Annotated in this window: 17 protein-coding genes and 1 pseudogene; 12 read left to right on the top strand and 6 right to left on the bottom strand. The window is 70.6% G+C overall.

The genetic code is table 11. From position 1 onward, the window contains the following. Window positions 1–43: 43 nt before the first annotated feature. From ACFYML_RS20575 to ACFYML_RS20565, 3 genes are all read left to right on the top strand, one after another. A complete protein-coding gene (locus tag ACFYML_RS20575; RefSeq protein ID WP_387422156.1) occupies window positions 44–664 on the top strand; it encodes a maleylpyruvate isomerase family mycothiol-dependent enzyme in 621 nt (206 codons plus the stop codon). 102 nt (window positions 665–766) lie between these two features. Next, entirely contained in the window at window positions 767–1888 is a 1122-nt protein-coding gene (locus ACFYML_RS20570) for an SPFH domain-containing protein (protein WP_387422155.1), read from the top strand. 105 nt (window positions 1889–1993) lie between these two features. Next, a complete protein-coding gene (locus ACFYML_RS20565) occupies window positions 1994–3088 on the top strand; it encodes a hypothetical protein (RefSeq protein ID WP_387422154.1) in 1095 nt (364 codons plus the stop codon). Between the two features lie 90 nt (window positions 3089–3178). Here the strand turns inward: ACFYML_RS20565 and katG are convergent, their stop codons facing one another. The 3 genes from katG to ACFYML_RS20550 all read right to left on the bottom strand — a co-directional run bounded on the left by katG (window position 3179) and on the right by ACFYML_RS20550 (window position 8178). Beyond that, on the bottom strand, window positions 3179–5374 hold the full coding sequence (gene katG, locus ACFYML_RS20560; protein WP_387422153.1) for a catalase/peroxidase HPI: 2196 nt from the start codon (window positions 5372–5374) through the stop codon (window positions 3179–3181). A 388-nt stretch (window positions 5375–5762) separates the two neighbouring features. Then, entirely contained in the window at window positions 5763–7268 is a 1506-nt protein-coding gene (locus tag ACFYML_RS20555) for a sugar ABC transporter ATP-binding protein (protein ID WP_387422152.1), read from the bottom strand. 73 nt (window positions 7269–7341) lie between these two features. Then, complete coding sequence (locus ACFYML_RS20550; RefSeq protein ID WP_387422151.1) at window positions 7342–8178, bottom strand: DeoR/GlpR family DNA-binding transcription regulator; 837 nt, start codon at window positions 8176–8178, stop codon at window positions 7342–7344. Between the two features lie 257 nt (window positions 8179–8435). Here ACFYML_RS20550 and ACFYML_RS20545 point away from each other — a divergent pair, with 257 nt between their 5' ends. The 6 genes from ACFYML_RS20545 (at window position 8436) to ACFYML_RS20520 (ending at window position 18060) form a co-directional block, all read left to right on the top strand. Beyond that, a complete protein-coding gene (locus tag ACFYML_RS20545; protein WP_387422150.1) occupies window positions 8436–10922 on the top strand; it encodes a LamG-like jellyroll fold domain-containing protein in 2487 nt (828 codons plus the stop codon). Between the two features lie 103 nt (window positions 10923–11025). Further along, a complete protein-coding gene (locus ACFYML_RS20540) occupies window positions 11026–12090 on the top strand; it encodes an ABC transporter substrate-binding protein (protein ID WP_387422149.1) in 1065 nt (354 codons plus the stop codon). Beyond that, entirely contained in the window at window positions 12090–13616 is a 1527-nt protein-coding gene (locus ACFYML_RS20535; protein WP_387422148.1) for a sugar ABC transporter ATP-binding protein, read from the top strand. Before ACFYML_RS20540 ends, ACFYML_RS20535 begins: the two co-directional genes overlap by 1 nt. Next, window positions 13609–14571 (top strand): ABC transporter permease, encoded by a 963-nt coding sequence (locus ACFYML_RS20530; protein ID WP_357436110.1) that lies wholly within the window; start codon window positions 13609–13611, stop codon window positions 14569–14571. Before ACFYML_RS20535 ends, ACFYML_RS20530 begins: the two co-directional genes overlap by 8 nt. Then, window positions 14568–15581 (top strand): ABC transporter permease, encoded by a 1014-nt coding sequence (locus ACFYML_RS20525; protein ID WP_387422147.1) that lies wholly within the window; start codon window positions 14568–14570, stop codon window positions 15579–15581. Before ACFYML_RS20530 ends, ACFYML_RS20525 begins: the two co-directional genes overlap by 4 nt. A 235-nt stretch (window positions 15582–15816) precedes the next feature. Further along, a complete protein-coding gene (locus ACFYML_RS20520; RefSeq protein ID WP_387422146.1) occupies window positions 15817–18060 on the top strand; it encodes a penicillin acylase family protein in 2244 nt (747 codons plus the stop codon). On the opposite strand, the gene ACFYML_RS20515 is transcribed toward ACFYML_RS20520, so the two are convergent. Further along, window positions 18042–18308: a hypothetical protein gene (locus ACFYML_RS20515; RefSeq protein WP_387422145.1), complete on the bottom strand. Its 267-nt coding sequence runs from the start codon at window positions 18306–18308 to the stop codon at window positions 18042–18044. The genes ACFYML_RS20520 and ACFYML_RS20515 overlap by 19 nt on opposite strands. A gap of 95 nt (window positions 18309–18403) precedes the next feature. Between ACFYML_RS20515 and pdxY the strand changes: the two genes are divergently transcribed. The 3 genes from pdxY (at window position 18404) to ACFYML_RS20500 (ending at window position 22486) form a co-directional block, all read left to right on the top strand. Beyond that, window positions 18404–19255: a pyridoxal kinase PdxY gene (gene pdxY, locus ACFYML_RS20510; protein WP_387422144.1), complete on the top strand. Its 852-nt coding sequence runs from the start codon at window positions 18404–18406 to the stop codon at window positions 19253–19255. Window positions 19256–19352: 97 nt separating this feature from the next. Continuing rightward, window positions 19353–20861 carry a pyridoxal phosphate-dependent decarboxylase family protein gene (locus tag ACFYML_RS20505; RefSeq protein WP_387422143.1) on the top strand — a complete coding sequence of 503 codons (1509 nt, stop codon included), beginning with the start codon at window positions 19353–19355 and terminating at the stop codon, window positions 20859–20861. A 299-nt stretch (window positions 20862–21160) separates the two neighbouring features. Beyond that, window positions 21161–22486 (top strand): phospholipase D-like domain-containing protein, encoded by a 1326-nt coding sequence (locus ACFYML_RS20500; RefSeq protein ID WP_387422142.1) that lies wholly within the window; start codon window positions 21161–21163, stop codon window positions 22484–22486. A 383-nt stretch (window positions 22487–22869) separates the two neighbouring features. Here ACFYML_RS20500 and ACFYML_RS20495 read toward each other — a convergent pair whose 3' ends face one another. Further along, window positions 22870–23871 (bottom strand): helix-turn-helix transcriptional regulator, encoded by a 1002-nt coding sequence (locus ACFYML_RS20495; RefSeq protein WP_387422141.1) that lies wholly within the window; start codon window positions 23869–23871, stop codon window positions 22870–22872. Between the two features lie 109 nt (window positions 23872–23980). Further along, a pseudogene (locus ACFYML_RS20490) lies at window positions 23981–24128 on the bottom strand (IS5/IS1182 family transposase); the annotation flags it as partial.

Genomic DNA, 24128 nt, shown 5'->3' with positions numbered 1-24128 from the left:
GTGCGGATCCGGACGGGTCCGCGTAACGGACGGGAGGCGGATGATGGTAGATCGGCTTCGAGCCGCGGTGGCGGCGGAACGGCGCGAGTTGGCGGACCTGCTGGCCGCCCTGCCGGCCGAGCGATGGGATTCGCTCACCCTGTGTGATGGCTGGCGGGTGCGGGAGGTCGTCGCGCATCTGACGATGCCGTTCCGGACCTCCCTCCGGCGGATCCTCATCGACCTGATGAAGGCGCGCGGCAGCTTTGATCGGATGGCTGACCGCGCCGCCCGCCGCGACGCGGCAGGCATGCCGACCGAGCGGCTGATCGCGGCGCTGCGGGACAACATCGACCACCCCTGGACCCCGCCCGGCGGCGGGGTCGCCGGAGCGCTGTCGCACGACGTCATCCACGGCCTCGACATCACCGTGGGCCTCGGGCTGCCTCGCAGCATCCCACCGGACCGGGTGGCGCTGGTGCTGGCCGGCATGCGGCCACGGAACATCGCGTACTTCGGCACCGACCTCACCGGGGTCAGCCTGCAGGCGACCGACCTCGACTGGGTGTACGGATCAGGAGCACCCCTGCGTGGACTCGCTCAGGACCTGCTGCTCGTGATCTGCGGCCGCCGCCTACCCCCGGGACATCTCGACGGTGAGCCCGCGGCACGGTTCTCCCGGTGACCGGGGGGAGGGGGAACCGGCGCGGCGGCCACGGGTGGCGGGCCCTTGTTATCGTCGCCGCGACGCCGATGACCTCGGCAGCGACAGGGGGAGGGGGCCGCGGTGGGGTTGATGGACAAGCTTCGGGGCGAGTTCGTCGACATCGTGGAATGGCTGGACGACAGCCGGGACACGATCGTCTGGCGCTTCCCCCGTTACCAGAACGAGATCAAGATGGGCGCCCAGTTGGTCGTCCGGGAGTCCCAGACGGCGGTGTTCGTCAACGAGGGGCAGATCGCCGACGCGTTCCCACCCGGCACCTACACGCTGGAGACCCGGAACCTGCCCATCCTGTCCACCCTCAAGGGCTGGAAGTACGGCTTCAACTCGCCGTTCAAGGCCGAGGTGTACTTCGTCAACACCCGGCAGTTCACCGACATGAAGTGGGGCACCCAGAACCCGGTGATCCTGCGGGACGCCGAGTTCGGCGTGGTCCGGCTGCGGGCGTTCGGCGCCTACGCGGCGCGGGTGGTGGACGCACAGCAGCTCCTGCGGGAGCTGGTCGGCACGGATCCGCAGTTCCGCACCGAGGAGGTGCAGGAGTACCTGCGCCAGCTCATCGTGGGGCGGCTCGGCGGCGCGCTGGCCACGGCGGGGGTGCCGCTGCTGGACCTGGCAGCGCACCAGGACGCGATCGGCCGGCGGCTGGCCGCCGTGCTGACCGAGGAGTTGGCCGAGGTCGGCATCGCCATCCCCAAGTTCGTCATCGAGAACGTCTCCGTGCCGCCGGAGGTCGAGCGGGCGCTGGACAAGCGGACCGGCATGGGCGCGGTCGGGGACCTGGACCGGTTCACCCGCTACCAGGCGGCCACCGCGCTGGAGGACGCGGCGAAGAATCCGGGCGGCGGCGCCGGGGCCGGCCTCGGGCTGGGCATGGGCATGGCGGTGGGTCAGCAGGTGGCCAGGTCCATGTCGGGCGGCGCGGGGACGCAGCCGGCGCCGGTGCCGCCGGGCACCGCCGAGCCCCCGCCGCTGCCGAACCAGACGCAGTGGTACATCGGCGTCGCCGGGCAGCGACAGGGCCCGTTCGACCTCGGTGGGCTGGCCGAGCAGGTGGGCGCGGGCACGCTGGGCCCGGACACGCTGGTCTGGCGGGCCGGCATGGCGCAGTGGCAGCCGGCCGGGCAGCTGCCGGAGCTCGCGTCGGTGCTGGCCAGCGTCCCACCGCCGCTGCCGCCGCAGTGAGCGCGCGGTATCGGAGGGGGCCCCGATGAGCGAGCGCCAGCGAGTGAATCATCAACGCGGCCCGCTGGTGCCGCATGCCGGCACGCGGCGAAGCGGAGTGCCGACATGAGCGACACGGCCGTCTTTCCGCCGTCCTACCAGTGCGGCGGCTGCGGTGCCCGGGTGGAGTACGCGCCGGGCACGGCGGTGCTGCGCTGCCCGTACTGCGGACACCGGCAGCAGATCGCCGGTGCCGGCCGGGAGGTGCGCGAGCACGCGTACGCGGAGCTGGCAAACTTGCCGCGCAAACCGGCGGCCAGCGTCGGCGCGTACACGTTCGTCTGCCCGGGTTGCGGCGCCCGGACCGAGAGCGACGCGCTCGCCCAGCGCTGCCAGTTCTGCGCCACGCCGCTGGTGGTGGACGCCGCGGCGGTCGAGCTGATCGCTCCGGAGGCGGTGCTGCCGTTCGCGGTGGACCAGGCGGGCGTGCGCACCGCCCTGGGCCGGTGGTGCCGCAGCCGCTGGTTCGCGCCGAACAGCCTGAAGAAGGTCAGCGAGGCGGAGACGCTCAAGGGCACCTACCTGCCGCACTGGACATTCGACGCGCGGACCGTCTCGGACTACCGGGGCCAGCGCGGCGAGTACTACTACGTCACCGAGACGTACACGGTGACGGTGGACGGCAGGCAGGAGACGCGCACCCGGCAGGTGCGGCACACCCGGTGGTATCCGGCGAGCGGCACCGTCCGCCGGGACTTCGACGACGTGCTGGTGCCCGCCACGGCCCACCTGCCGGAGAAGCAGCTGGACCAGCTGACCCCGTGGCCGCTGGCCGAGGCGGTCGCCTACCACGGGGACTACCTGGCCGGCTATCACGCGCTGCGGTACGACACCGAGCCCGAGGCGGGGCTGGCGGCGGCGAAGGCCCGGATGGCGCCGGTCATCGAGCGGGACTGCCGGTCGGACATCGGCGGCGACGAGCAGCGGGTCACCTCCGTGCGCACCACCTACTCGGGCGTCACCTACAAGCTGCTCCTACTGCCGGTGTGGATCGCCGCGTACCTGCACGCCGGCCGGTCGTACCAGGTCCTGGTCAACGCCCGGACCGGCGAGGTCATCGGCGAACGCCCGTACAGCGCCGCCAAGATCACCGCCGCGGTGCTGGCCGCGCTGGCGCTGGTCGCGGCGATCGTGGTGGCGTACCTGATGACCCGTCAGTAGTGGTTCCCTCCGGAGCCCGGCGGACAGCTCCGCAACTCACCGACGTCGACGGGCCCCGGTCACCGTTCTCGGCGGCCGGGGCCCGTCGGGTCAGGCGAGGTCGTACCGGTCCAGGTTCATGACCTTGACCCACGCCGTGACGAAGTCCTGGACGAACTTCTCCTGCGCGTCGCGGCTGCCGTAGACCTCCGCGATGGCTCGGAGCTGGGAGTTCGAGCCGAAGACGAGGTCAACGGCGGTGGCGGTCCACCTGACCTCGCCCGTGGCCCGATCCCGCCCCTCGAACACGTTCTCGGCCGTGGTGGCGGCCGTCCACTCGGTGCCGGTGTCGAGCAGGTTCACGAAGAAGTCGTTCGTCAACGTCTCGGGCCGGTCGGTGAGGACGCCGTGTCGTGCGTTCCCGGTGTTGGCCTGCAGGGCCCGCATGCCGCCGAGCAGGACCGTCATCTCGGGAGCGGTCAGGGTCAGCAGGTTGGCCCGGTCCAGCAGCAGCGTCTCCGGCGGCAACTTCTGTCCGGCGCGCAGGTAGTTGCGGAATCCGTCCGCCCTCGGCTCGAGCACGGCGAACGACGCCACGTCGGTCTGCTCCTGTGAGGCGTCCGTACGGCCCGGCCGGAACGGCACGGTGATCTTGTGGCCGGCGTTCCTCGCCGCCTGCTCGACCGCCGCGCATCCGCCCAGGACGATCAGGTCGGCGAGCGACACCTTCGTGCCACCGGACTGTCTGTTGTCGAACTCCTGCTGGATCTGCTCGAGGGCCCGCAGCACCGTGGCCAGTTCGGCCGGGTCGTTGACCTCCCAGTTCCGCTGCGGCTCGAGGCGGATCCGGGCCCCGTTGGCGCCGCCACGCATGTCGGTGCCGCGGAAGCTCGCCGCCGACGCCCACGCGGCGCGGACCAGCTGAGCGATGGACAGTCCGGATTTCAGGATCGTGCCCTTGAGGGCAGCGATGTCCTCAGCCCCGATGAGCTGGTGGTCGACCGCGGGGACGGGATCCTGCCACAGTTGCGGCTCGGGAACCCACGGGCCCAGGTAGCGCGTGACGGGCCCCATGTCGCGGTGCAGCAACTTGTACCACGCCTTGGCGAACGCGTCCGCGAGCTGATCCGGGTTCTCCAGGAAACGCCGCGAGATCGGCTCGTAGATCGGGTCCACGCGCAGCGCGAGGTCGGTCGTCGCCATCATCGGGGCGTGCCTGACCGCCGGGTCGTGCGCGTCGGGCACGGCGTCCGCCCCGGCGCCGCCCTTCGGCTTCCACTGCTTCGCGCCGGCCGGGCTCTCGGTCACCTCCCACTCGTAACCGAAGAGGGTCTCGAAGAAGCTGTTGTCCCACGTGATCGGGGTGGGCGTCCACGCACCCTCGAGCCCGCTGGTGATCGTGTCCCGGCCCTTGCCGCTACCGAAAGTGTTCTTCCAGCCAAGGCCCTGGCTCTCGACGGGAGCGCCCTCGGGCTCCGGGCCGACGTATTCGGCGGAGGCGGCGCCATGGGTCTTGCCGAACGTGTGGCCGCCGGCGATCAGCGCCACGGTCTCCTCGTCGTTCATGGCCATCCGGCGGAAGGTCTCGCGGATGTCCCGGGCCGCGGCCAGCGGATCCGGGTTGCCGTTGGGGCCCTCCGGATTCACGTAGATGAGGCCCATCTGCACGGCGCCGAGCGGTCCGGCGAGCTCCCGGTCACCGCTGTAGCGCTCGTCCCCGAGCCAGGTGTCCTCCGGTCCCCAGAAGATCTCCTCGGGCTCCCAGACGTCTTCCCGCCCGAAGCCGAAGCCGAAGGTCTTGAAGCCCATCGACTCCAGGGCGACGTTGCCGGTGAAGACCAGGAGGTCGGCCCACGAGATCTTCCGCCCGTACTTCTGCTTGACCGGCCACAGCAGCCGGCGGGCCTTGTCGAGGTTCGCGTTGTCGGGCCAGCTGTTGAGCGGAGCGAATCGCTGTGCGCCGTCGCCGGCGCCGCCACGGCCGTCCTCGATGCGGTACGTGCCGGCGGCGTGCCAGCTCATCCGGATGAAGAGCGGCCCGTAGTGGCCGTAGTCGGCCGGCCACCAGTCCTGCGACGCCGTCATCACGTCGAGGATGTCCTGCTTGAGCTCGTCCACGTTGAGGGTCTTGAACTCCTCGGCGTAGTCGAAGTCCGCGCCCATCGGATTGGCTCGCGGCGAGTGCTGGTGCAGAACCTGCAGGTTCAGCTGATTCGGCCACCAGTCCTGGTTGGTCCTAGGCCGGTGCGGGGTCGGAGTGGGGGACGGGATTACCGGGTTTTCGCTCTCGCTGCCGCGCTCAGACACGTCGCTCCTTCTCCTGTCGTGGTTCTCGTTCGTTCAACTGTTGGCGTTTGCCGCGCGACACTCGCGGCAAACACCCCAGTAGGTGACGTCGGTCAGCGCGCGCAGCAGGTCGTACCCGGCCTGGTGGGACACCTCGGGCAGTTCCTACGTACGGCACCGAAGATCGAGACGGTGTCGGCGTGCGGATGCGCGTGCACCGCGGCCAGCACCGCCCGCTGCGGACGGGCCACGCGGAGCGCGGCACCGCGCAGCATGCGCTCGAAGTCCGCGGGTCGCGACCACAGTGCGCAGTATGCTCCATTTTATTCTTGAATGCATCAAATCCAGCGGCGCGCGGCGGGGAGCCTGAGGCGGCCCGGCTGACCCAGGCGCGGCGGCGTCGCGGTGGTCAACTCGCCGCGAGCAACGCCATGATGTTCTTCTCGGTGACGCTGGGGCCGGTCAGCTGCCCCGCGACGGCGCCGTCGCGCAGCACCAGGACCCGGTCGCAGGAACCGACGAGTTCCTCCAGATCGGAGGAGATCAGCATGACCGCCAGCCCGTCCACCGCGAGATCGTCGATGAGCGCCTGCACCTCGGACTTGGTGCCGATGTCGATGCCGCGGGTGGGCTCGTCGAGCATCAGCACCCGCGGGTGAGTGGCGAGCCAGCGGGCCAGCAGCACCTTCTGCTGGTTGCCGCCGGAGAGTTCCCCGACCGGTTGGTGCGGGCCGGTTGCCTTGATCCGGAGCCGGCGCACGAAGGTCTCGACAATCCGGTCGAGGCGGGCCTCGGAGACGATGCCGGCGCGGGAGAGCCGGGGGAGCGCGGCGAGCGCGATGTTGTCGCGCACCGACAGCGAGGCGATGATGCCCTCGGTCGTACGGTTCTGTGGCAGCAGCCCCACCCCGGCGCGGACGGCGCCGGCGATCGAGCGCCGGCGCAGGCGGGCGCCGGAGACGGTCACCTGCCCGGCGTCCAGCGGCATGGCGCCGGCGATCGCCTTCGCCGTCTCGCTCCGGCCCGCACCCAGCAGCCCGCTGAGGCCGACGACCTCGCCCGGCCGGAGGTTGATCGACACGCCGCCGAGAACGTGGCGGCGGGTGAGTCCGGTGGCCTGCAGGATCGGTGGGTCGGCGGGCTCTGCGGCCACGCCTCCGGGGGCCGGCGTCCCGAGCGACACCCGCCGCCCGAGCATCAGCGACACGAGCCGCATCCGGTCGAGGCCGGCGAGCGGACCCGTGTGCACCAGCCGGCCGTCGCGCAGCACGGTGGCCCGGTCGCAGATCCGCTCGATCTCGGCGAGGCGGTGGCTGACGTAGACGATCGACCGGCCCTGGGCCCGCAGCGCGTCGAGCATGGCGAGCAGTCGTTCGACCTGATCGTCGTCCAGGCCGGCCGTGGGCTCGTCGAGGACGATCACCGAGGTGCCGATGGCGACCGCGCGGGCCACCGCGACCAACTGCTGGATCCCGGCGTCGAACGACTCGACGGGCTGGCGTACGTCGATCCGTAGGCCGCAGGCGGCCATCATGTCGCTCGCCCGGGTGTTCATCGCCGCGACGTTGATGAGGCCGATCCGGTGGCGCGGTTCGCGGCCCAGGAACAGGTTGCGGGCGACGCTCATCTGTGGGACGAGGTTGGCCTCCTGGTGGACAGCGCCGATCCCGGCGCGCTCGGCGTCGCGCGACGAGGAGAACAGCACCGGCGTGCCGTGCAGCCGCAGCACGCCCGCGTCCGGCCGGTCGATGCCGCAGAGCACCTTGACCAGCGTCGACTTGCCGGCGCCGTTCTCGCCGAGGATGGCGTGCACCTCGCCCTGTCCGAGGGTGAAGGAGACGTGGTCGAGGGCGCGGGTGCCGGGGAAGTTCCGGACCACGCCCGCGGCTTCGATCACGGTGCTGCTGCCTGCCACAGTGCCTCCTCGCAGCGGCTGGCGAGCCGGCTGAGGCGAATGATCGCGCACGGCGGGTGGAAAGGTAAAGACGTCAGGGCCGGGCGACGTGCAGCCGGACGGCCCGGTTGGCCAGTTCGTCGAGCACGTCGCGGGGGGCGGCGTCGTCGGTCACGAGGTGGTCGATCTCGTCCGTGGGGATGGTCTGCACCATGGTGTCGACTCCGATCTTGGTGTGGTCGGCGAGTACGACGATCTCCTCGGCCGCCGCGGCGAGCGCCCGGTCGACGCTGGCGACCTGCATGTTCGGCGTGGAGACGCCGCGTTCGGCGGTGAGGCCGTTGCCTGAGATGAAGGCCCGGCGGACCCGCAGACCCGCGAGCGAGCGTTCGGCGGCGCTGCCGACCAGCGCGAGGATGGCACCGCGCAGCGTACCGCCGGTGAGGACGACCTCGACCCGCGGCGCGTTGGCGAGCGCCTGGGCGACCAGCAGCGAGTTGGTCACGACGGCGAGTTCGGCATACCGGGCGAGCTGTTGGGCGAAGAGTTGGGTGGTGGTGCCGGCGCCGATGACGATGGCGTCGCCGTCCTCGACGAGCGATGCCGCGAGCTCGGCGATGGCGGCCTTCTCGGCGGCGGCGACCTGGGCTTTCTGGGCGTACGTGGGTTCCCGGGACAACGCGCCGGGCAGGGTGGCCAGCGCGCCGGGCAGGGTGGCGCCGCCGTGATGGCGGTTGAGCAGCCCGTCGGCCTCCAGGATCCGCAGGTCACGTCGGACGGTGACCTCGGAGGACTGCACGGCCTGGGCGATGTCCCGCAGCGAGACCGCGCCGTTGGCGTGCATCAGTTCGAGGATGCGTTGCCGGCGCTCGGCGGCGAACATGGTCCGCCGGCCCTCGGTCGCCGTCCGGGAGTCGTCGCCAGGTGCCACGTTGTCCTCTCTTCGTGAACGGGTCGGTCTGGTTCTGATCGTACTCTGTGGCGTCGGAGGCTAGATGAGAGCGCTCCCGGATCGTTTCTGATCGGATCTGATCGAATGCTATTGACTTGAGATCGTGACGATGATTGATTGTTTCCCAACGATTTCAGGCAGGCCTCCACCCGGTCCGGCCGGCTCAGCTCCGGCCCGTTGCCCGGGCGCTCCGGCCTGCCCTCTCACGCCACGCTCGTGAGAAAGGGGCCTGAACGATGAGAAGAGCAGCCACCGTGCTGATCGCCGTGGCCTGCGTGCTCGGCGGCGTGCCAGGGGTCGCGCGCGCCGAGGCGACCTGGCATCCGGGCACACCACCGATCGCCACGCCGTGGACCGGTCAGGTGTCGCCGGACAACGCGCTTCCCGACTACCCCCGTCCGCAGCTGGTCCGTAAGAGGTGGGAGAGCCTCAACGGGGTCTGGCAGTTCGCGGGGGCGCAGGAGGGCGAAGCTCCGCCGATCGGCGAGCAGCTCAGCGAGCGGGTGCTCGTGCCGTACCCGATCGAGTCGGCGCTGTCCGGCATCCAGCGGCACGAGGACCGGATGTGGTACCGGCGCACGTTCGGCGTGCCGGCGAACTGGCGGATCGGCGGCGACGAGCGGCTGCGGCTCAACTTCGGCGCCGTCGACTACGACGCCACGGTCTGGGTCAACGGCGTCAAGGTCGCCACCCACCGCGGCGGCTACGACGGCTTCAGCGTCGACGTCACCGACGCCCTGCACGGCCGGGGAGCCCAGGAGTTGGTGGTCGGCGTCGAGGACCGCACCGACCAGACCTGGCAGCCGGTCGGCAAGCAGCGCAACCGGCCCGACCGCGGCATCTTCTACACCTCGTCGTCCGGCATCTGGCAGAGCGTGTGGATGGAGCCGGTGTCGGCGAGCCACGTCGAGCGGTTGCGGATGACCCCGGACGTCGACGACGCCAGCCTCCGGCTCACCGCGCAGGTCGCCGGCGGCAGCGGCCGCACGGTCGAGGCCGTCGCCTACGCCGGCAACAAGGTCGTCGGCCGCGCGTCCGGGCCGGCCGGCGCCGAGCTGCGCGTCCCGGTGCCGAACCCGCGGCTGTGGTCGCCCGACTCGCCGTACCTCTACGACCTGCAGGTGCGGGTGCTGGACGGCCGGAAGGAGGCCGACCGGGTCGAGTCCTACTTCGGCATGCGCGAGGTGACCAAGGTCAAGGGTGCCGACGGCAAGCTTCACCTGGCCCTCAACGGCAAGATCCTGTTCAACATGTCCACCCTGGACCAGGGCTTCTGGCCGGACGGCATCTACACGGCGCCGACGGACGAGGCGCTGCGCTTCGACATCGCCGAGACCAAGCGGCTCGGCTTCAACACGATCCGCAAGCACATCAAGGTGGAGCCGGACCGCTGGTACTACTGGGCCGACCGGCTGGGCCTCATGGTGTGGCAGGACATGCCGGCCATGCGTACCGGGGGCATCCCGCCGGTCGACGCGCAGCAGGAGTTCGAGCGGCAACTGAAGGAGATCGTCGCCGAGCACCAGAGCTGGACCTCGATCACTGTCTGGGTACCGTTCAACGAGGGCTGGGGCGAGTGGGACCGCTCGGCGACCGGGCGGATCGCCGACGAGCTGCGGGCCCAGGACCCGAGCCGGATGGTCAACGCGCACAGCGGCGTGAACTGCTGCGACTCCAAGGGTGATTCGGGGCGCGGCGACATCGTCGACTTCCACCAGTACGTCGGACCAGCCTCGCCGGTGCCCGGCGGGGACCGGGTCGCCGTGGACGGCGAGCACGGCGGCTTCGGCCTGAAGGTCGACGGCCACATGTGGTTCGGCGACGGCCACGCCTACGAGATGACACCGGACAGCGCCACGCTCACCCGACGCTACGTCGAGAACCAACGTGACCTGCTGACCGTGGCCAACCGGTGCGGGCTCTCCGGCGCCGTCTACACCCAGACCACCGACGTGGAGCACGAGGTCAACGGCTTCTACACCTATGACCGCCAGATCCAGAAGATGGACTTCGACCGCGTCCGGGACGTCAACCGGGCCATCGTCCGCTCGGTCGACGGCACCGGCGCGAACGCCCCGCAGTTGCCGCCGGGCACGCCCGGCCTGACCGGGGTGGGCTGGTGGCCGCTGGACGAGGGCGCCGGCACGGTGACCGACGACAAGGCCGGCAACCACGACGGGACGTTGGTGAACGGCGCGACCTGGACCAGCGGCCACTCCGGCGCCGCGGTGCAGCTCAACGGCGTGAACCAGTACGTCGACACGGGCGCCGCGATCCTCGACACCACCGGCAACTACTCCGCCTCGGCGTGGGTCAAGCTGGACAGCCGCGGCGGGTTCGCCACCGCGGTCAGCCAGGACGGCGGCAGCCACAGCGCCTTCTTCCTGCAGTACTCGGGCGCGGACAACCGGTTCGCGTTCAGCTTCGCCGGGGTCCGGGCGCTCGCCCCGGCCGCACCCGAGACCGGCCGCTGGTACCACCTGGTCGGCGTGCGGGATGCCGCCGTCGGCACGTTGACGCTCTACGTCGACGGTCAGCAGGCTGGCACGGCCAGCTCCTGCCTGGGCGAGGCGTCCAGCGGACCGACCGTCATCGGGCGGGCCAGGTTCAACGGCGGCCCGGTCGACTACTGGCGTGGCGCGATCGACCAGGTGCGGATCTACGACCGCGCGCTGTCCGCCACCGAGGTCGGTCAGCTGTACGCCTCCGGAGGCCTGCGGTGAGGCGAATCCGCCTCCTCGCCGTCGCCGCCGCGGTGCCCACCGCGGCGGCGGCCCCCGACCCCATCCCCGCTGAGTGAGAACCGCCTCGGGAAAGGAAGCCCTCATGTCCAGGACATCCGGATTGGCGGCGGTCGCGCTGGCCGCCCTGCTCGCCACCGCGGCGTGCGCCAAGGGCGAGGACAGCGGCGATACGCCCGCACCGGCCGGCAGCGCAGGTCAGCAGGTCGTGCAGAGCCAGGGCGCCGCCGGCCCGACCTGCACCTTGCAGAGCTTTGGCGGGCAGAAGTTCGACCTGAAGAAGGACGTGGTCGGCTTCTCGCAGTCGGAGAAGGAAGCCAACCCGTTCCGGATCGCCGAGACCAGGTCCATCAAGGACGAGGCCGCCAAGCTCGGCATCGCCAACCTGCGGGTCACCAACGCGCAGTCCCAGTTCTCCAAGCAGATCTCGGACGTTCAGCAGCTCATCGCCCAGGGCGCCAAGCTGCTGGTCATCGCGCCGTTGAACTCCGACGGCTGGGAGCCGGTGCTGAGGCAGGCGGCGGAGAAGAAGGTCCCGATCATCACCATCGACCGCAAGATCAACGCTCAGCCGTGCACCGACTACCTCACCTTCATCGGGTCGGACTTCTATCAGCAGGGCGAGCGGGCGGCCGACCAGATGATCCAGGCCCTCGGCGGCCAGGGTGAGGTCGCCATCCTGCTCGGCGCGCCCGGCAACAACGTCACCACCGACCGGACCAAGGGCTTCAAGGACCGGATCCAGGAGAAGGCACCTGGCGTCACCATCTCGTTCGAGCAGACCGGCGAGTTCACCCGGGAGAAGGGCCAGCAGGTCACCGAGCAGCTGATCCAGTCCCGCCCCGGCACCAAGGGCATCTACGCCGAGAACGACGAGATGGCGCTCGGGGCGGTGACGGCGCTCAAGGGCGCGGGGAAGTCGCCCGGCCAGGTCAAGATCGTGTCGGTGGACGGCACGCGCGCCGCCGTGCAGGGCATCGTCGACGGCTGGCTGTCCGCGGTCGTCGAGTCGAACCCGCGCTTCGGGCCGCTCGCCTTCGCCACCACCCAGAAGTTCCTGGACGGGGAGGGGATCCCGGCCACGGTGATCATCAGCGACCAGGAGTACACGACGGCGAATGCCAAGGAGAGCCTGGGAAACGCGTACTGATGGCGACCGCGGTTCTGGAGGCCCGGGGAATCTCGAAGGGATTCCCCGGGGTCCTCGCCCTCGACGACGTGTCCTTCCGGCTGGCTGCGGGGCAGGTACATGCCCTCGTCGGCGAGAACGGCGCCGGCAAGTCGACTCTCATCAAGGTCCTCACCGGCGTGTACCGGCCGGACCGGGGGACGCTCCTGCTGCGCGGCGAGCCGGTCACCTTCGACCACCCCCTCGCCGCCCAACAGGCCGGGATCTCGACCATCTACCAGGAGGTCAACCTTGTCCCGCAGATGAGCCTCGCGCACAACCTGCTGCTCGGGCGGGAACCGCGCAGCCGGCTCGGGGTCATCGACATGTCGCAGCTGTACGCCGAGGCCGAGCGCGTGATGACCCGGTACGGCATCCGCATCGACGTGCGCCGGCCGCTGCGCTCGCTCGGCATGGGCACGCAGCAGATGGTGGCGCTCGCCCGCGCGGTCTCCATCGACGCCCGCGTGGTGATCATGGACGAACCAACCTCGGCCCTGGAACCGCGGGAGGTGGACACCCTCTTCGGCGTCATCGCCGACCTGCGGGCGCAGGGCATCTCGCTGATCTACGTGAGCCACCGCCTCGACGAGCTGTACCGGATCTGCGACCGGGTCACCGTGCTGCGCGACGGCAGGGTGGCGCACGCCGGACCGCTCGACGAGTTGCCGCGGGTGGATCTCGTCGCGCTGATGCTCGGCCGCGACCCCGCCGAGATCCGGCGGGAGGGGGCGACGAAGTTCTCCGGCGAGCACACCGCCGCGGCCAGCGGGCCGCTGGTGGAGGCCCGATCGCTGTCCCGCCGGCCTGCCCTGCGTGACGTGTCCGTGCAGGTCCGCCCCGGCGAGGTGGTGGGCCTGGGCGGGCTGCTGGGCGCCGGGCGCAGCGAGACGGCCAAGGCGATCGCGGGTGCCCTTCCGCTCGACGGTGGCACGGTGCTGGTAGCTGGGCAGGAGGTGCGCCGAGGTTCTCCGGCGGCCGCGATCCGGGCCGGCGTCAGCCTCGTCCCCGAGGACCGCAAGGCCGAGGGCATCGTGCCGACCCTGTCGGTAAAGGACAACATCGCGCTGGCCGCCCTGCCCCAGCTGTCCCGGTCCGGAGTGGTGTCCGACGCCCGGGTTGACCGGGTCGTCGACAGCTTCATGCGGCGGCTCCGCATCAAGGCCGCCTCCCCCGACCAGAAGGTCGCCGAGCTGTCCGGCGGCAACCAGCAGAAGGTCCTGCTGGCCCGCTCGCTGGCGACCGGCGCGAAGGTGCTGCTGCTCGACGAGCCGACCCGGGGCATCGACGTCGGGGCCAAGGCCGAGGTGCAGGCACTCATCGACGAGTTGGCGGCCGAGGGGCTCGGGGTGCTGCTGATCTCCTCCGACCTGGAGGAACTCGTCGAGGGGGCGGCCCGGGTCGTGGTCCTGCGCGACGGCGCGGTCGCGGGCGAGCTGAGCGGGGACCAGGTTACGGAAGAAGCGATCATGGCAACGATTGCCGCGACAGGAGAGACCGATGGCTGACCTCGCGGTCGCGCCGCGCGCCTGGGGCGGGCGGGTACGCCTGCTCGCGTGGCTGCAGGAGTACGGCGTCTACGTGTCGGTGCTCGCGCTCCTGCTCTTCAACGTGGTGTTCACGCCGCACTTCCTCGAGGTGGCGAACTTCCGGACCCAGCTGATCCAGGTGGCGCCCGTCGTGATCACCTCGCTCGGGATGGCGCTGGTGATCGGCACCGAGGGTATCGACCTGTCCGTAGGTTCGGTGATGGCGCTCGCCTCGGCGGTGGTGGTGCTCTACCTCGGGTACGGCGCTCCGGTCGCGATCGTCGCGGCCCTGATCGGCGGCGCCGCCGTCGGCGCCGGCGGCGGCGCGCTGGTGGCGTACGTGGGGGTGCAGCCCATCGTGGCGACGCTGGCACTGCTGGTGGGCGTACGCGGCCTGGCGAACGTGCTGGTGCCGCAGCTCACCGAGTTCCGCAACCCCACGCTGATCACCCTCGGCAGCCGGTCCGTGCTCGGCCTGCCGCTGGTGGTCATCATCGCGGCGGCGCTCACCGTGCTGGTCGCGTTCCTGGTCAAGCGCACCACCTTCGGCCGCCAGCTGGTCGCCGTGGGTGGCAACCGGGCCGCGAGCCGGCTGTCCGGCCTGCCGGTACGACGCGTCCTGGTCACCGTCTACCTCATCTCCGGCCTGCTCGCCGCGGTGGCCGGGGTGCTGGCCACGTCCCGGCTGCAAGCCAGCGACCCCACCTCGCTGGGCCTGCTCATGGAACTGTCCGCGATCACCGCCGTGGTCGTCGGCGGGACCCCGCTCACCGGCGGCCGGGTCCGGGTGCTCGGCACCGTGCTGGGCGCCCTGCTCATCCAGCTCCTCCAGGCCACGCTCATCAAGCACAACCTGCCGCAATCCTGGACCCAGATGGTCCAGGCGGTCATCATCCTGGCCGCCGTCTACGCCGCCCGAGGGAGGCGCGCATGACCACCACCATCGCCGACGCGGACGCCGGCGCCGAGGCTCGGCGCCGGCCGGGCCCACTGCGCCGGGAACGGGTCGGTCACCTCCTCCAGCATCACGGCGCGCTCATGGTGCTGGCGGTCACCGTCGTGGTCGGGGCCGTCGCCTTCGACTCGTTCGCCACCCCACAGAACGCCGCGAACATCGTGGTGTCGTCGTCGTTCCTGGCGATCGTCGCGATCGGGATGACCTTCGTCATCATCAGCGGCGGCATCGACCTCTCCGTCGGCTCGTCCTTCGTGCTCGCCGGGGTGCTGGCCGCCTACGGCTCCCGGTACGGGCTGCTCGTCGCGTTGCTGCTGCCGCTCGCGGTGTGTGGCGCGATCGGGCTGGTGCAAGGGCTGATCGTGGCGCGCACCGGCATGGCGCCGTTCATCGTGACCCTGGCGGGCCTGCTCGGCATGCGTGGCCTCATGCTCGCGGTCTCCGACGAGGGGGCGAACACCTACCTGGTGCGGAACGACGCTTTCAGCGCGCTGGGCCAGGCGTCCGTCCTCGGCCTCACCGCGCCGGTCTGGATCACGCTGGTTCTGGTCCTGCTCGGCGGCGTGCTGCTGCAGCGCACCGGCTTCGGGCAGAAGGTGTATGCGATCGGCGGCAGCGAGGAGGCCGCGGTGCTCATGGGCGTGCCGGTCGCCCGGGTCAAGGTCCTCGTCTATCTCATCTCCGGACTGCTGGCCGGGTTGGCGGGCGCCCTCAACGCCGCCCGCCTGTCCTCCGGCGTCACCATCCTCGGCGCCGGCATGGAACTCGACGTCATCGCCGCCGTGGTGATCGGTGGCACGCTGCTCACCGGTGGCGCCGGCGGGCTCACCGGGACGATGGCCGGGGTGCTGCTGCTCGGCGTGATCCAGAGCCTGATCAATCAGATCGGCGTGCTCACCTCGTCGTTCCAGCAAGTCGTCAGCGGCGCGTTCCTCGCTCTGGTGGTGATCCTGCAGCGGATCCTGCACCGGGCGCAGCGGCTGTCCTGAGGGCCGCACCCGTCGCGAGTCCACTCGCGATCGACCGCGACTCCACTCACGACGGATCTCGATTGTCACGAGCATGTCTCGCAGGTCAAATAGCTTTTGATCTCTATTGCCATGCCGCCCGAGCGAGTGGTACGCAGGTTGGGCCAGGTTGATCCCCAAGCGGTCAGGAGGCGGCGATGACCGCTGTCCTTGCCTGGCCGAACGGCGGCTGCTGCCCAGAAAGGTGGACCCATTCATGAACCACGCGCAGAACGAAGGGCTGAGCCGACGTCGCATCCTGGGCGGGGCTGCCGGGCTGGCCGCGGGAGCCGCGGCCGTCGCGGCGGGGCTGCCATCCGGCGCGTCCGCCGCCCCCGCGCAGCACGCGCCCGACCTCGCCCGCTGGCGTAGGCAGGCTGCGCACGTGACGATCATCCGTGACGACTGGGGCGTCCCGCACGTGGTGGGCAAGACCGACGCCGATGCCGTGTTCGGGATGATGTACGCCCAGGCCGAGGACGACTTCAACCGGATCGAACGCAACTACCTGGTGAGCCTCGGCCGCCTCGCCGAGGCCGAGGGCGAGAGCGCGATCTGGCAGGACCTGCGCCAGCGGCTGTTCATCGACCCCGAGGTGCTGAAGGGGGACTACGCGAAGAGCCCGGCCTGGTTACGCGAGCTGATGCAGGCCTGGGCGGACGGCCTGAACTACTACCTCGCGACCCACCCCGAGGTGCAGCCACGCGTGATCAACCGGTTCGAGCCGTGGATGCCGCTGAGCTTCTCCGAAGGCAGCATCGGCGGCGACATCGAGCGGGTGCCACTCACCCAGCTGGAAGCCTTCTATGGCAGGCGCGCGGTGCCGATGACCGATGAGGAGCGGGGGCTGTTGTTCCGCGAACCCAGCGGCTCGAACGGCATGGCGATCGCGCCGAGCCACACCCGAGACGGCCATGCGCTGCTGCTGATCAACCCGCACACCAGCTTCTTCTTCCGCTCCGAGCAACATGTGACGAGCGGCGACGGGCTCAATGTCTACGGCGCCGCCACCTGGGGGCAGTTCTTCATCTACCAGGGCTTCAACGCGAACACGGGCTGGATGCACACGTCGAGCGGCGTCGACAACGTCGATGAGTTCGCCGAGACGATCGTGACCGGAGCGGACGGCAGCCGCTCCTACCGCTACGGCAACGAGCTGCGGCCGGTGACGACGAAGAACATCACGTTGTCGTACCGCACCACGGCGGGCGGGCGGGCGCAGCGCAGCTTCACCACCTTCGCCACCCACCACGGCCCGATCGTGCGCGAGGCGGACGGCAAGTGGATCGCGTTCGCGCTGATGAACAAGCCCGTCGAGGCGCTGCAACAGAGCTTCCTGCGCACCAAGACGCGGGATTACGAGGACTTCATCCAGGTGGCGGGCCTCAAGGCCAACAGCTCGAACAACACGCTCTTCGCGGACTCGACGGGCGAGATCGCCTTCCTGGTGCCGCAGTTCATGCCGGTGCGAGACGATCGCTTCGACTACCGCAAGCCCGTCGACGGCAGCGATCCGGCAACCGACTGGCGCGGGCTGCACAGCCTCGGCAGCCTGCCACAGGCGGTGAATCCGGAGAATGGCTGGGCGTTCAACACGAACAACTGGCCCTGGACCGCGGCCGGCGCGGACAGCCCCAACGCCGCCGACTATCCACGCTACTTCGACCAGGCCGGCGAGAACCCCCGTGGCCCGCAGGCCATCCGGGTGCTGACTGCGCGGCGGGACTTCACCCTGCAGACGCTGATCGCAGCCGCCTTCGATACGTACCTCACCGCGTTCGCCCGGCTGGTGCCCGGGCTCGCCGCGGCGTGGGACAAGCTGCCCGAGGGTGACCAGCAGAAGGCGAAGCTCGCCGGGCCGATCGGCCTGCTGCGCGGCTGGGACTACCGCTGGGGTGCGCAGTCAACCGCGACGTCGTTGGCCGTGTTCTGGGCAGAGGCGCTCTGGGCGCCCCTGGCCCAGGCAGCGCGAGATGCCGGTATGTCGATGTGGGACTACCTCGCCGAGCGTGCCACCGATGCGCAGCGGCTCACGGCGCTCGAGGCGGCGGTGGAGCGGCTGACCCAGGATTTCGGCAACTGGCAGGTGCCCTGGGGCGAGATCAACCGGTTCCAGCGCAACGACGGGGCGATCGTCCAGACGTTCGACGACGCCAAGCCGAGCAGCCCGGTGCCCTTCACCTCCGCGCAGTGGGGCTCCCTCGCCTCGTTCGGGGCGCGGCGCTACCCGGGCACGAAGCGCTACTACGGCACCAGCGGCAACAGCTTCGTCGCGGTCGTGGAGTTCGGGCCGCGGCTTCGCGCCTGGGCGGTGACGGCGGGGGGCGCGAGCGGGCATCCCGACTCGCCGCACTTCAACGACCAGGCCGAACGGTACGCGAGTGGCGACCTCCGGCCCGTCTACTTCTATCCCGAGGAGCTCAAGGGGCATGTCGAGCGGAGCTACAAGCCGGGCAAGTGATCAGTCGCCGGCGAGGAGTTGATCGGCGAGCCGCTCCGCCGCGCTGACCCGCCCCTATGGTCTTCGTCGATGCCGATGCGCGTGCTGGCCACCCGGTCCGCGCGCGCGTCGGCGTCGGCGCTGATCCGGCCCACGATCGTGGCGAGGGAGGTGTTGTCCGGCAGCCCGGCTCCGCCGGGGCGGATGGCGGCCCGCACGGCGTCCGGGTCGGAGACCTTCGCCGACCTGCTCGGCCTCGGAGACGTCACGCACGGGCGCGGTCTGTCGGTGGCCCGGAGTGGGTCAGCCGACAGAAAGCCCGGGTAGCGCGTAGCCGACCGGCGGGAACCGCCATGATGAGCAGGTGAAGATCCTCTCCATCCAGTCGTCGGTCGCCTACGGCCACGTCGGCAACTCGGCGGCCGTCTTCCCCCTTCAGCGGCTCGGGCACGAGGTCTGGCCGGTACTGACCGTCCACTTCTCCAACCACACCGGGTACGGCGCGTGGCGCGGGCCGCTGCTCGCGCCGGTCGACGTGGCCGAGGTGATCGCGGGCATCGCCGATCGCGGGGTCCTCGGCAGCGCCGACGCGGTGCTGTCGGGCTACCAAGGCGACCCGGCGATGGGCGCGGTGATCCTCGACGCGGTGGACCGGGTCAAGGCGGCCAACTCGGACGCGGTGTACTGCTGCGACCCGGTGATGGGCGACGTCGGCCGCGGTCTGTTCGTCCGGCCGGGCATCCCCGAGTACCTGCGGGACGTGGTCGTCCCGCGCGCGGACATCATCACCCCGAACCAGTTCGAGCTGGACTTCCTCGCCAGCCTTAGGACGAACTCGCTCACCGAGTTGCTGGCGGCGGTCGACGTGGTCCGCGAGACGGGGCCACGGCACGTCCTGGTCACCAGCGTGCTCCACGGCGACGTGCCGGCGGGGTCGCTGGAGGTGGTGGCCGTCTCCGACGAGGGCGCCTGGGCGGTGACCACGCCGCTGCTGCCGATCAACCCGAACGGCGGCGGCGACGTCACCGCGGCGCTGTATCTGGCGCATCTGTGGACGACCGGCTCGCCCGCGACGGCACTGGAACGCACCATCGCCTCCGTCTTCGCCGTACTCGAGGCGACCCTCGCGGCGGGCACCCGGGAGCTCCAGCTGATCGCGGCCCAGGACGCGATCGCCGAGTCGCCAACCACGTTCACCGCCCGGCGGCTGCGCTGACGCGACTTCCGTCGGCGCCACGGGTGCCGCGCGGTCAGACCTCTCGCGCTCCGGCGTGGGCGACCGCCAGGAGGTGATTCGAACTATTCTCCAGCCCATGACTTCGATCTCACCGGACAGGCGCGGCGTCGACTCCGCCCTGGACCCCTCGGCGGAGCAGATCCGGGACATGGGTGAGCGCGCCGTCGAGTGGATCGCCGCCCACCACGACTCGATCCGGGACCTGCCCATCGCCCCGCGCACCTCCGCCGCCGCGCTGAGGGAGCTGCTCGCCGAGCCGCTGCCCGTCGAGGGTCGGGACTTCACCGACCTGCTCACCGTCTTCCGTGAGGTGGTCGTTCCCGGCAGCCGGCACAACGGGCATCCCCGCTTTTTCGGGTACGTCTCGGCACCGGGCACCGCGGTCGCCGCGGTGGCCGACCTCCTCGCGTCGGCGCTGAACCCGAACCTCACCGCGTGGCGGTCCGCCCCGGCTCCCACCGAACTGGAGCACGTGGCCATCGACTGGATCAAGGAGGTTCTCGGCTGCGACCCGGGCGCCGGAGGCCTGTTCATGAGCGGCGGCTCGATGGCCAACTTCACCGCGCTCGCCGCCGCCCGACACCGCCACTGCGGCGACGCGGTCGCCACCCACGGCGCGGCCGCCCACCCCGCGCCGCTGCGCGTCTACACCTCCACCCAGACCCACCACTCGATCCACAAGGCCGCCGCGCTGCTCGGCATCGGCCGCGCGAACGTCCGCGAGATCCCGGTGGACGCCCGTTTCCGGATGGACGTCGACGCCCTGGTCCGCGCCATCGAGGAGGACCGGGCCGCCGGGGCGGAGCCGCTCTGCGTGGTGGCGAACGCCGGCACCGTCGTCACCGGCGCGGTCGACCCGCTCGCCGAGATCGCGGCGGTCGTCCGGCGGTACGGGCTGTGGATGCACGTCGACGCGTGCTATGGCGGCTTCGCGCGGCTCGCTCCCTCGGCCCGCCCGCTCTTCGACGGCATGTCGGAGGCCGACTCGATCGCCCTTGACCCGCACAAGTGGCTCTACCTGCCCGCGGACTGCGGCTGCCTCATCTACCGCGACCCCGAGGCGGCGCGGCGCGCCTTCAGCGTGGACGCCGACTTCATCCGGGTCATGCAGACCGAGCCGGCCGAGTCCTTCGCCTTCTGGGACTACGGTCCGGACCTGTCCCGGCGCTTCCGAGCCCTCAAGGTCTGGATGGCGCTGGCGCACGCCGGTTCGCGAGCTGTTGGCGACGCGATCGAGGGCAACCTCGACTGCGCCCGCCACCTGGCCGACCTTGTCGACGCCAGCGCCGACTTCGAGCTGCTCGCCCCGGTCGAGCTCTCCATCTTCTGCTTCCGCTACCTGCCGCGCACCGCACCTGCCGGCCCACGGTCCGAGGCCGACGAGGAGGAACTCGACCGGCTCAACGAACGGATCATGGTGGCGCTGCAGCAGGCCGGCAGTTCGTACCTGTCCAACGCGACCATCAACGGCCGCTTCGCGCTGCGCGGCTGCGTGCTCAACTACCGCACCACCCGCCGCGACATGCAGATCCTGCTGGACGACGTACGCCGCGCTGCCGAGCAGGTGATCGAGGAGACACGCTGACGAATCGACCGGAGTTGCCGGCGGCGTTACGGCTCGCCACTCCCGCCGAGGCCTCCGGTGCCGCCGCGCGGATCACCGATCGTGCCGGCGACTCCCGCACGTTTTCACGCTCCTTCCACAGTGCTTCCACCACCCGCCGGCACATTCGAAGTCAGTCAATGTCAACGGCCGTTGCCGGCGGCGAAGTGACCGGGTCCCGGTGGCAGGTGATGCCCGCCGCGACCCCTGGATCACGGGGAAGGACTGATCACCGTGCAATCGACATCGTGCATGGCCCGGACGAGGGAGTTGAGTGCCGCATGACCAGAAAACCCTATCTGCGCGGCCTCGCCATGGCCGCCGCCGTGCTGACGGCGGTCTCGCTGCCGGCGGCCCCGGTCGCGGCGGGGACCGCCGCCGAGGCGGCCGCTCCCGCCGCGGCGGCGGTGGTCCCCATCGCCGCCGGCGAGGTCTACAACTACGCCTGGTTCAACAGCAAGCAGGAATTCCCCGACATGCACAAGGGGGTCGGCGCCCACGTGGCCCGGCTCATCAACGCGACGCCGACCGGGGCGACCCTCTCGCTCACCCTCTACTTCTTCAACCGTCAGGAGGTCCTCGACGCGCTCAAGGCCGCCGCAGCGCGTGGGGTGCGGGTACGCATCGTCATCAACGGCAGCCAGGTCTGGGCCGGGGACGCCTTCTACCAGGCCCTCAAGGCGACCCCGTCGATAACGGTCGTGGAGTGTGGCACGAGGCGCCCCGACAAGCAGTCGACCCGCGGCTGCATGACCAACCGTACGGGGTCCCCGTTGAACAACCCGCCGCTGCTGCACGACAAGTTCATGACGATCTCCAGCGTGCGGGTGGCGGGAGGTGGAACGGCGAGGAACGTCCTCTACGTCTCGTCGGCCAACCTCGACTACTACGCGGCGTACGAGGATGCCATCACCATCAGCCACGCCGGCCTGTACGCGGACTACCTGCGGTACTTCAACGACCTGATGGCGCACGGCAGGTCAGGGGCGAGCGACGACAACGCGGGCCGGACCTACGCCGCCGGCGCACACCGCCTCTACACCTTCCCGCGCCGGGAGGCCGCCGGCAGCACCGCGCGCAGCGGGAGCAACGACCCGGTCGTACGCATTCTCAAGGGCCTCAGCTGCTCCAGTTCGACGAAGGTCGACCTGGCGAACTTCCGGATCCAGCGCCGGGCCGTGGTGAACGAACTCATCGCCGCACGTAAGCGCGGGTGCCAGGTCCGGATCGTCACCGGCGCCAAGTCCGGCGCCCCGCACGACAAGGGCAAACCCATGGCCGCGTTGGTGGACCTCGCCAGGGCCATGCCCGTCCACCTCTGCGGCTACACGGAGAACGAGAAGGGCGAACAGCAGGGCATCCCGATGCACGAGAAGTTCATGATCATCCGTCAGGGTGCCCAGTCGACGCTCTACCTGGGTAGCCACAACCTGACGTACCGGGCGTTGCGGCAGAACGACGAGAACATCCTGGCGCTGCGTAACCACCCGCTCGCCACGCCGTTCCAGCGGCGGTTCGAGTCCCACCACAGCACCTGCTGGGTCTACAACCCGCCGGCGGGCGTCGCCTTGACGCCGAGCGACGCCGACGACGAACCCACCGCCTGAACACGACGAGCCGGCGGCTGAAGCCTTGATGCCCACTCCGCCGGCACCGCCGCGCCAGGGCCGACCGTCCGCGGTCGGCCCTGGCGCCGCTGACCGCTGATCGTTCCCCGGACGGCGCTGTCGGTCGGCCCTTCGGGCGTGATCTTCGACGTGGTGCGGGTGGACGTCATGCTGGCGACGTCTCGTTCTCGAGCCGGGTCAGCCGCCGTGGTCGTATGGTGCGCCGACGGTGTAGAGCAGGGTGGCGAGTGCGGCCAACGCAAGAGCGATTCTCAGCCTCATGGCACTCGATGCTATTGATTGACGAGCATCAACCGCTTCGGCGGTATCGGTGGTGGCCTGAGGCTGTTCGTATGCCAATGCCGGATGATCAGGTACTGGATTCATCGATCAGTGGTCGTCGTATCCTCCGACATCGCTGTCGAGGTACGGTCCGCCAGGGCGGCAGCGAAACGCGTCGCGAGCATCGCGATCGCGGCACAAAGCTCTTGTCCGCCAACGACGCGGAAGGCGAACGGCACACTCGCCAACCACTCCTGGGCATACATCACCGGATTGCTCGTGCTGCCGACGAGCACGCACCCGTCTCCTGATGGTTCAAGCCGTCCCATGGGCGGCCGGATCCACGGGGCCACCTCAGCCAGCGGAGCGTCGAACACCACGTGGGTGGGGAACTCCCACCCCATGCCCAGGTTCTCCTCCAGCGCGGCGACCGGGTCGAGGTCGTCGGGCGGCTCGAACTCGCGCGTGGTCTGCTGGACCGCGCGGACCCGGTCGACGCGGTAGGTGCGGATCGCGTCCACCCGATGGGAATGACACAGGAGGTACCAGCGCCCGTGGCGGACGACGACCGCCCAGGGGTCCACCTCGGCGTCCCACTGGTTGCCGGTCTCGCTCCGATACGTGACCAGCACGCGGCGTCGGGCCGCGACGGCAGCGACGAGTGCGCTGGTGGTGGCGGGATCTGGACGGGCCGAGTACCGGTCGGGCGCGGCCGACGCATGCTGCCGCAGCGCGGCCGCTTGCCGGCCGACGCTCTCGGGCAGGGCCTGGATGACCTTGCCGAGGGCAGCACCTACGAGGTCGTCGACGTCGGCGGCGGCCGGCTGGCCGTCGAGCACCGCCATGACCAGACCAAGCGCCTCGGCCTGCGTGAAGACCACCGGGGGCAGCCTCGTCCCGCCTCGGAGCCGGTACCCGCCGTGAGGGCCCCGGGCCGACTCGACGGGGATGCCCGCCTCCCGGAGGATCCCGACGTACCGGCGCGCGGCCCGCTCCGTGACACCCAGTCTCTCGGCGAGTTGGTCGGCGGTCGTGCTGGGGCGGGTCTGGAGGATCTCGAGGGCACGTAGTGCTCTTGCCGTGGGGCTGGGATCGGTCGGCACACGAGCAGGCTAGGAAATTACGAGATGAACCGGAAGTAGATCGTCCGGAACTGGCCCTAAGGGCTGTCTCGTAAGTGGGTCGAGGCGTTGCCCGTAGGCGGGTTGGTTGTCACCAGGTCAGGGCGATGTTGTGCAGGTTGGCGATGCCGGAAGCGGCATCGGTCAATGTGCGGGCGGCGCGGCGGTAATCGCGCAGGATCTTCCAGTTCTTCATCCTGGCCAGGGTGTGTTCGACCTGCGCTCGGATTGTGCGGTGC

Origin of the sequence: Micromonospora sp. NPDC007230 (assembly GCF_042869115.1) — a bacterium.
In the GTDB taxonomy this organism is placed as follows: Bacteria; Actinomycetota; Actinomycetes; order Mycobacteriales; family Micromonosporaceae; genus Micromonospora.
This window is presented reverse-complemented; position numbering and strand designations above follow the sequence as displayed.

What these genes read in the sequence shown, in the direction of transcription:
- ACFYML_RS20575 (WP_387422156.1), top strand. Translation starts at nt 44, where the DNA reads ATGGTAGATCGGCTTCGAGCCGCGGTGGCGGCGGAACGGCGCGAGTTG.
- ACFYML_RS20520 (WP_387422146.1), top strand. Translation starts at nt 15,817, where the DNA reads ATGAACCACGCGCAGAACGAAGGGCTGAGCCGACGTCGCATCCTGGGC.
- ACFYML_RS20565 (WP_387422154.1), top strand. Translation starts at nt 1,994, where the DNA reads ATGAGCGACACGGCCGTCTTTCCGCCGTCCTACCAGTGCGGCGGCTGC.
- ACFYML_RS20535 (WP_387422148.1), top strand. Translation starts at nt 12,090, where the DNA reads ATGGCGACCGCGGTTCTGGAGGCCCGGGGAATCTCGAAGGGATTCCCC.
- ACFYML_RS20500 (WP_387422142.1), top strand. Translation starts at nt 21,161, where the DNA reads ATGACCAGAAAACCCTATCTGCGCGGCCTCGCCATGGCCGCCGCCGTG.
- ACFYML_RS20525 (WP_387422147.1), top strand. Translation starts at nt 14,568, where the DNA reads ATGACCACCACCATCGCCGACGCGGACGCCGGCGCCGAGGCTCGGCGC.
- ACFYML_RS20530 (WP_357436110.1), top strand. Translation starts at nt 13,609, where the DNA reads ATGGCTGACCTCGCGGTCGCGCCGCGCGCCTGGGGCGGGCGGGTACGC.
- ACFYML_RS20540 (WP_387422149.1), top strand. Translation starts at nt 11,026, where the DNA reads ATGTCCAGGACATCCGGATTGGCGGCGGTCGCGCTGGCCGCCCTGCTC.
- ACFYML_RS20505 (WP_387422143.1), top strand. Translation starts at nt 19,353, where the DNA reads ATGACTTCGATCTCACCGGACAGGCGCGGCGTCGACTCCGCCCTGGAC.
- ACFYML_RS20545 (WP_387422150.1), top strand. Translation starts at nt 8,436, where the DNA reads ATGAGAAGAGCAGCCACCGTGCTGATCGCCGTGGCCTGCGTGCTCGGC.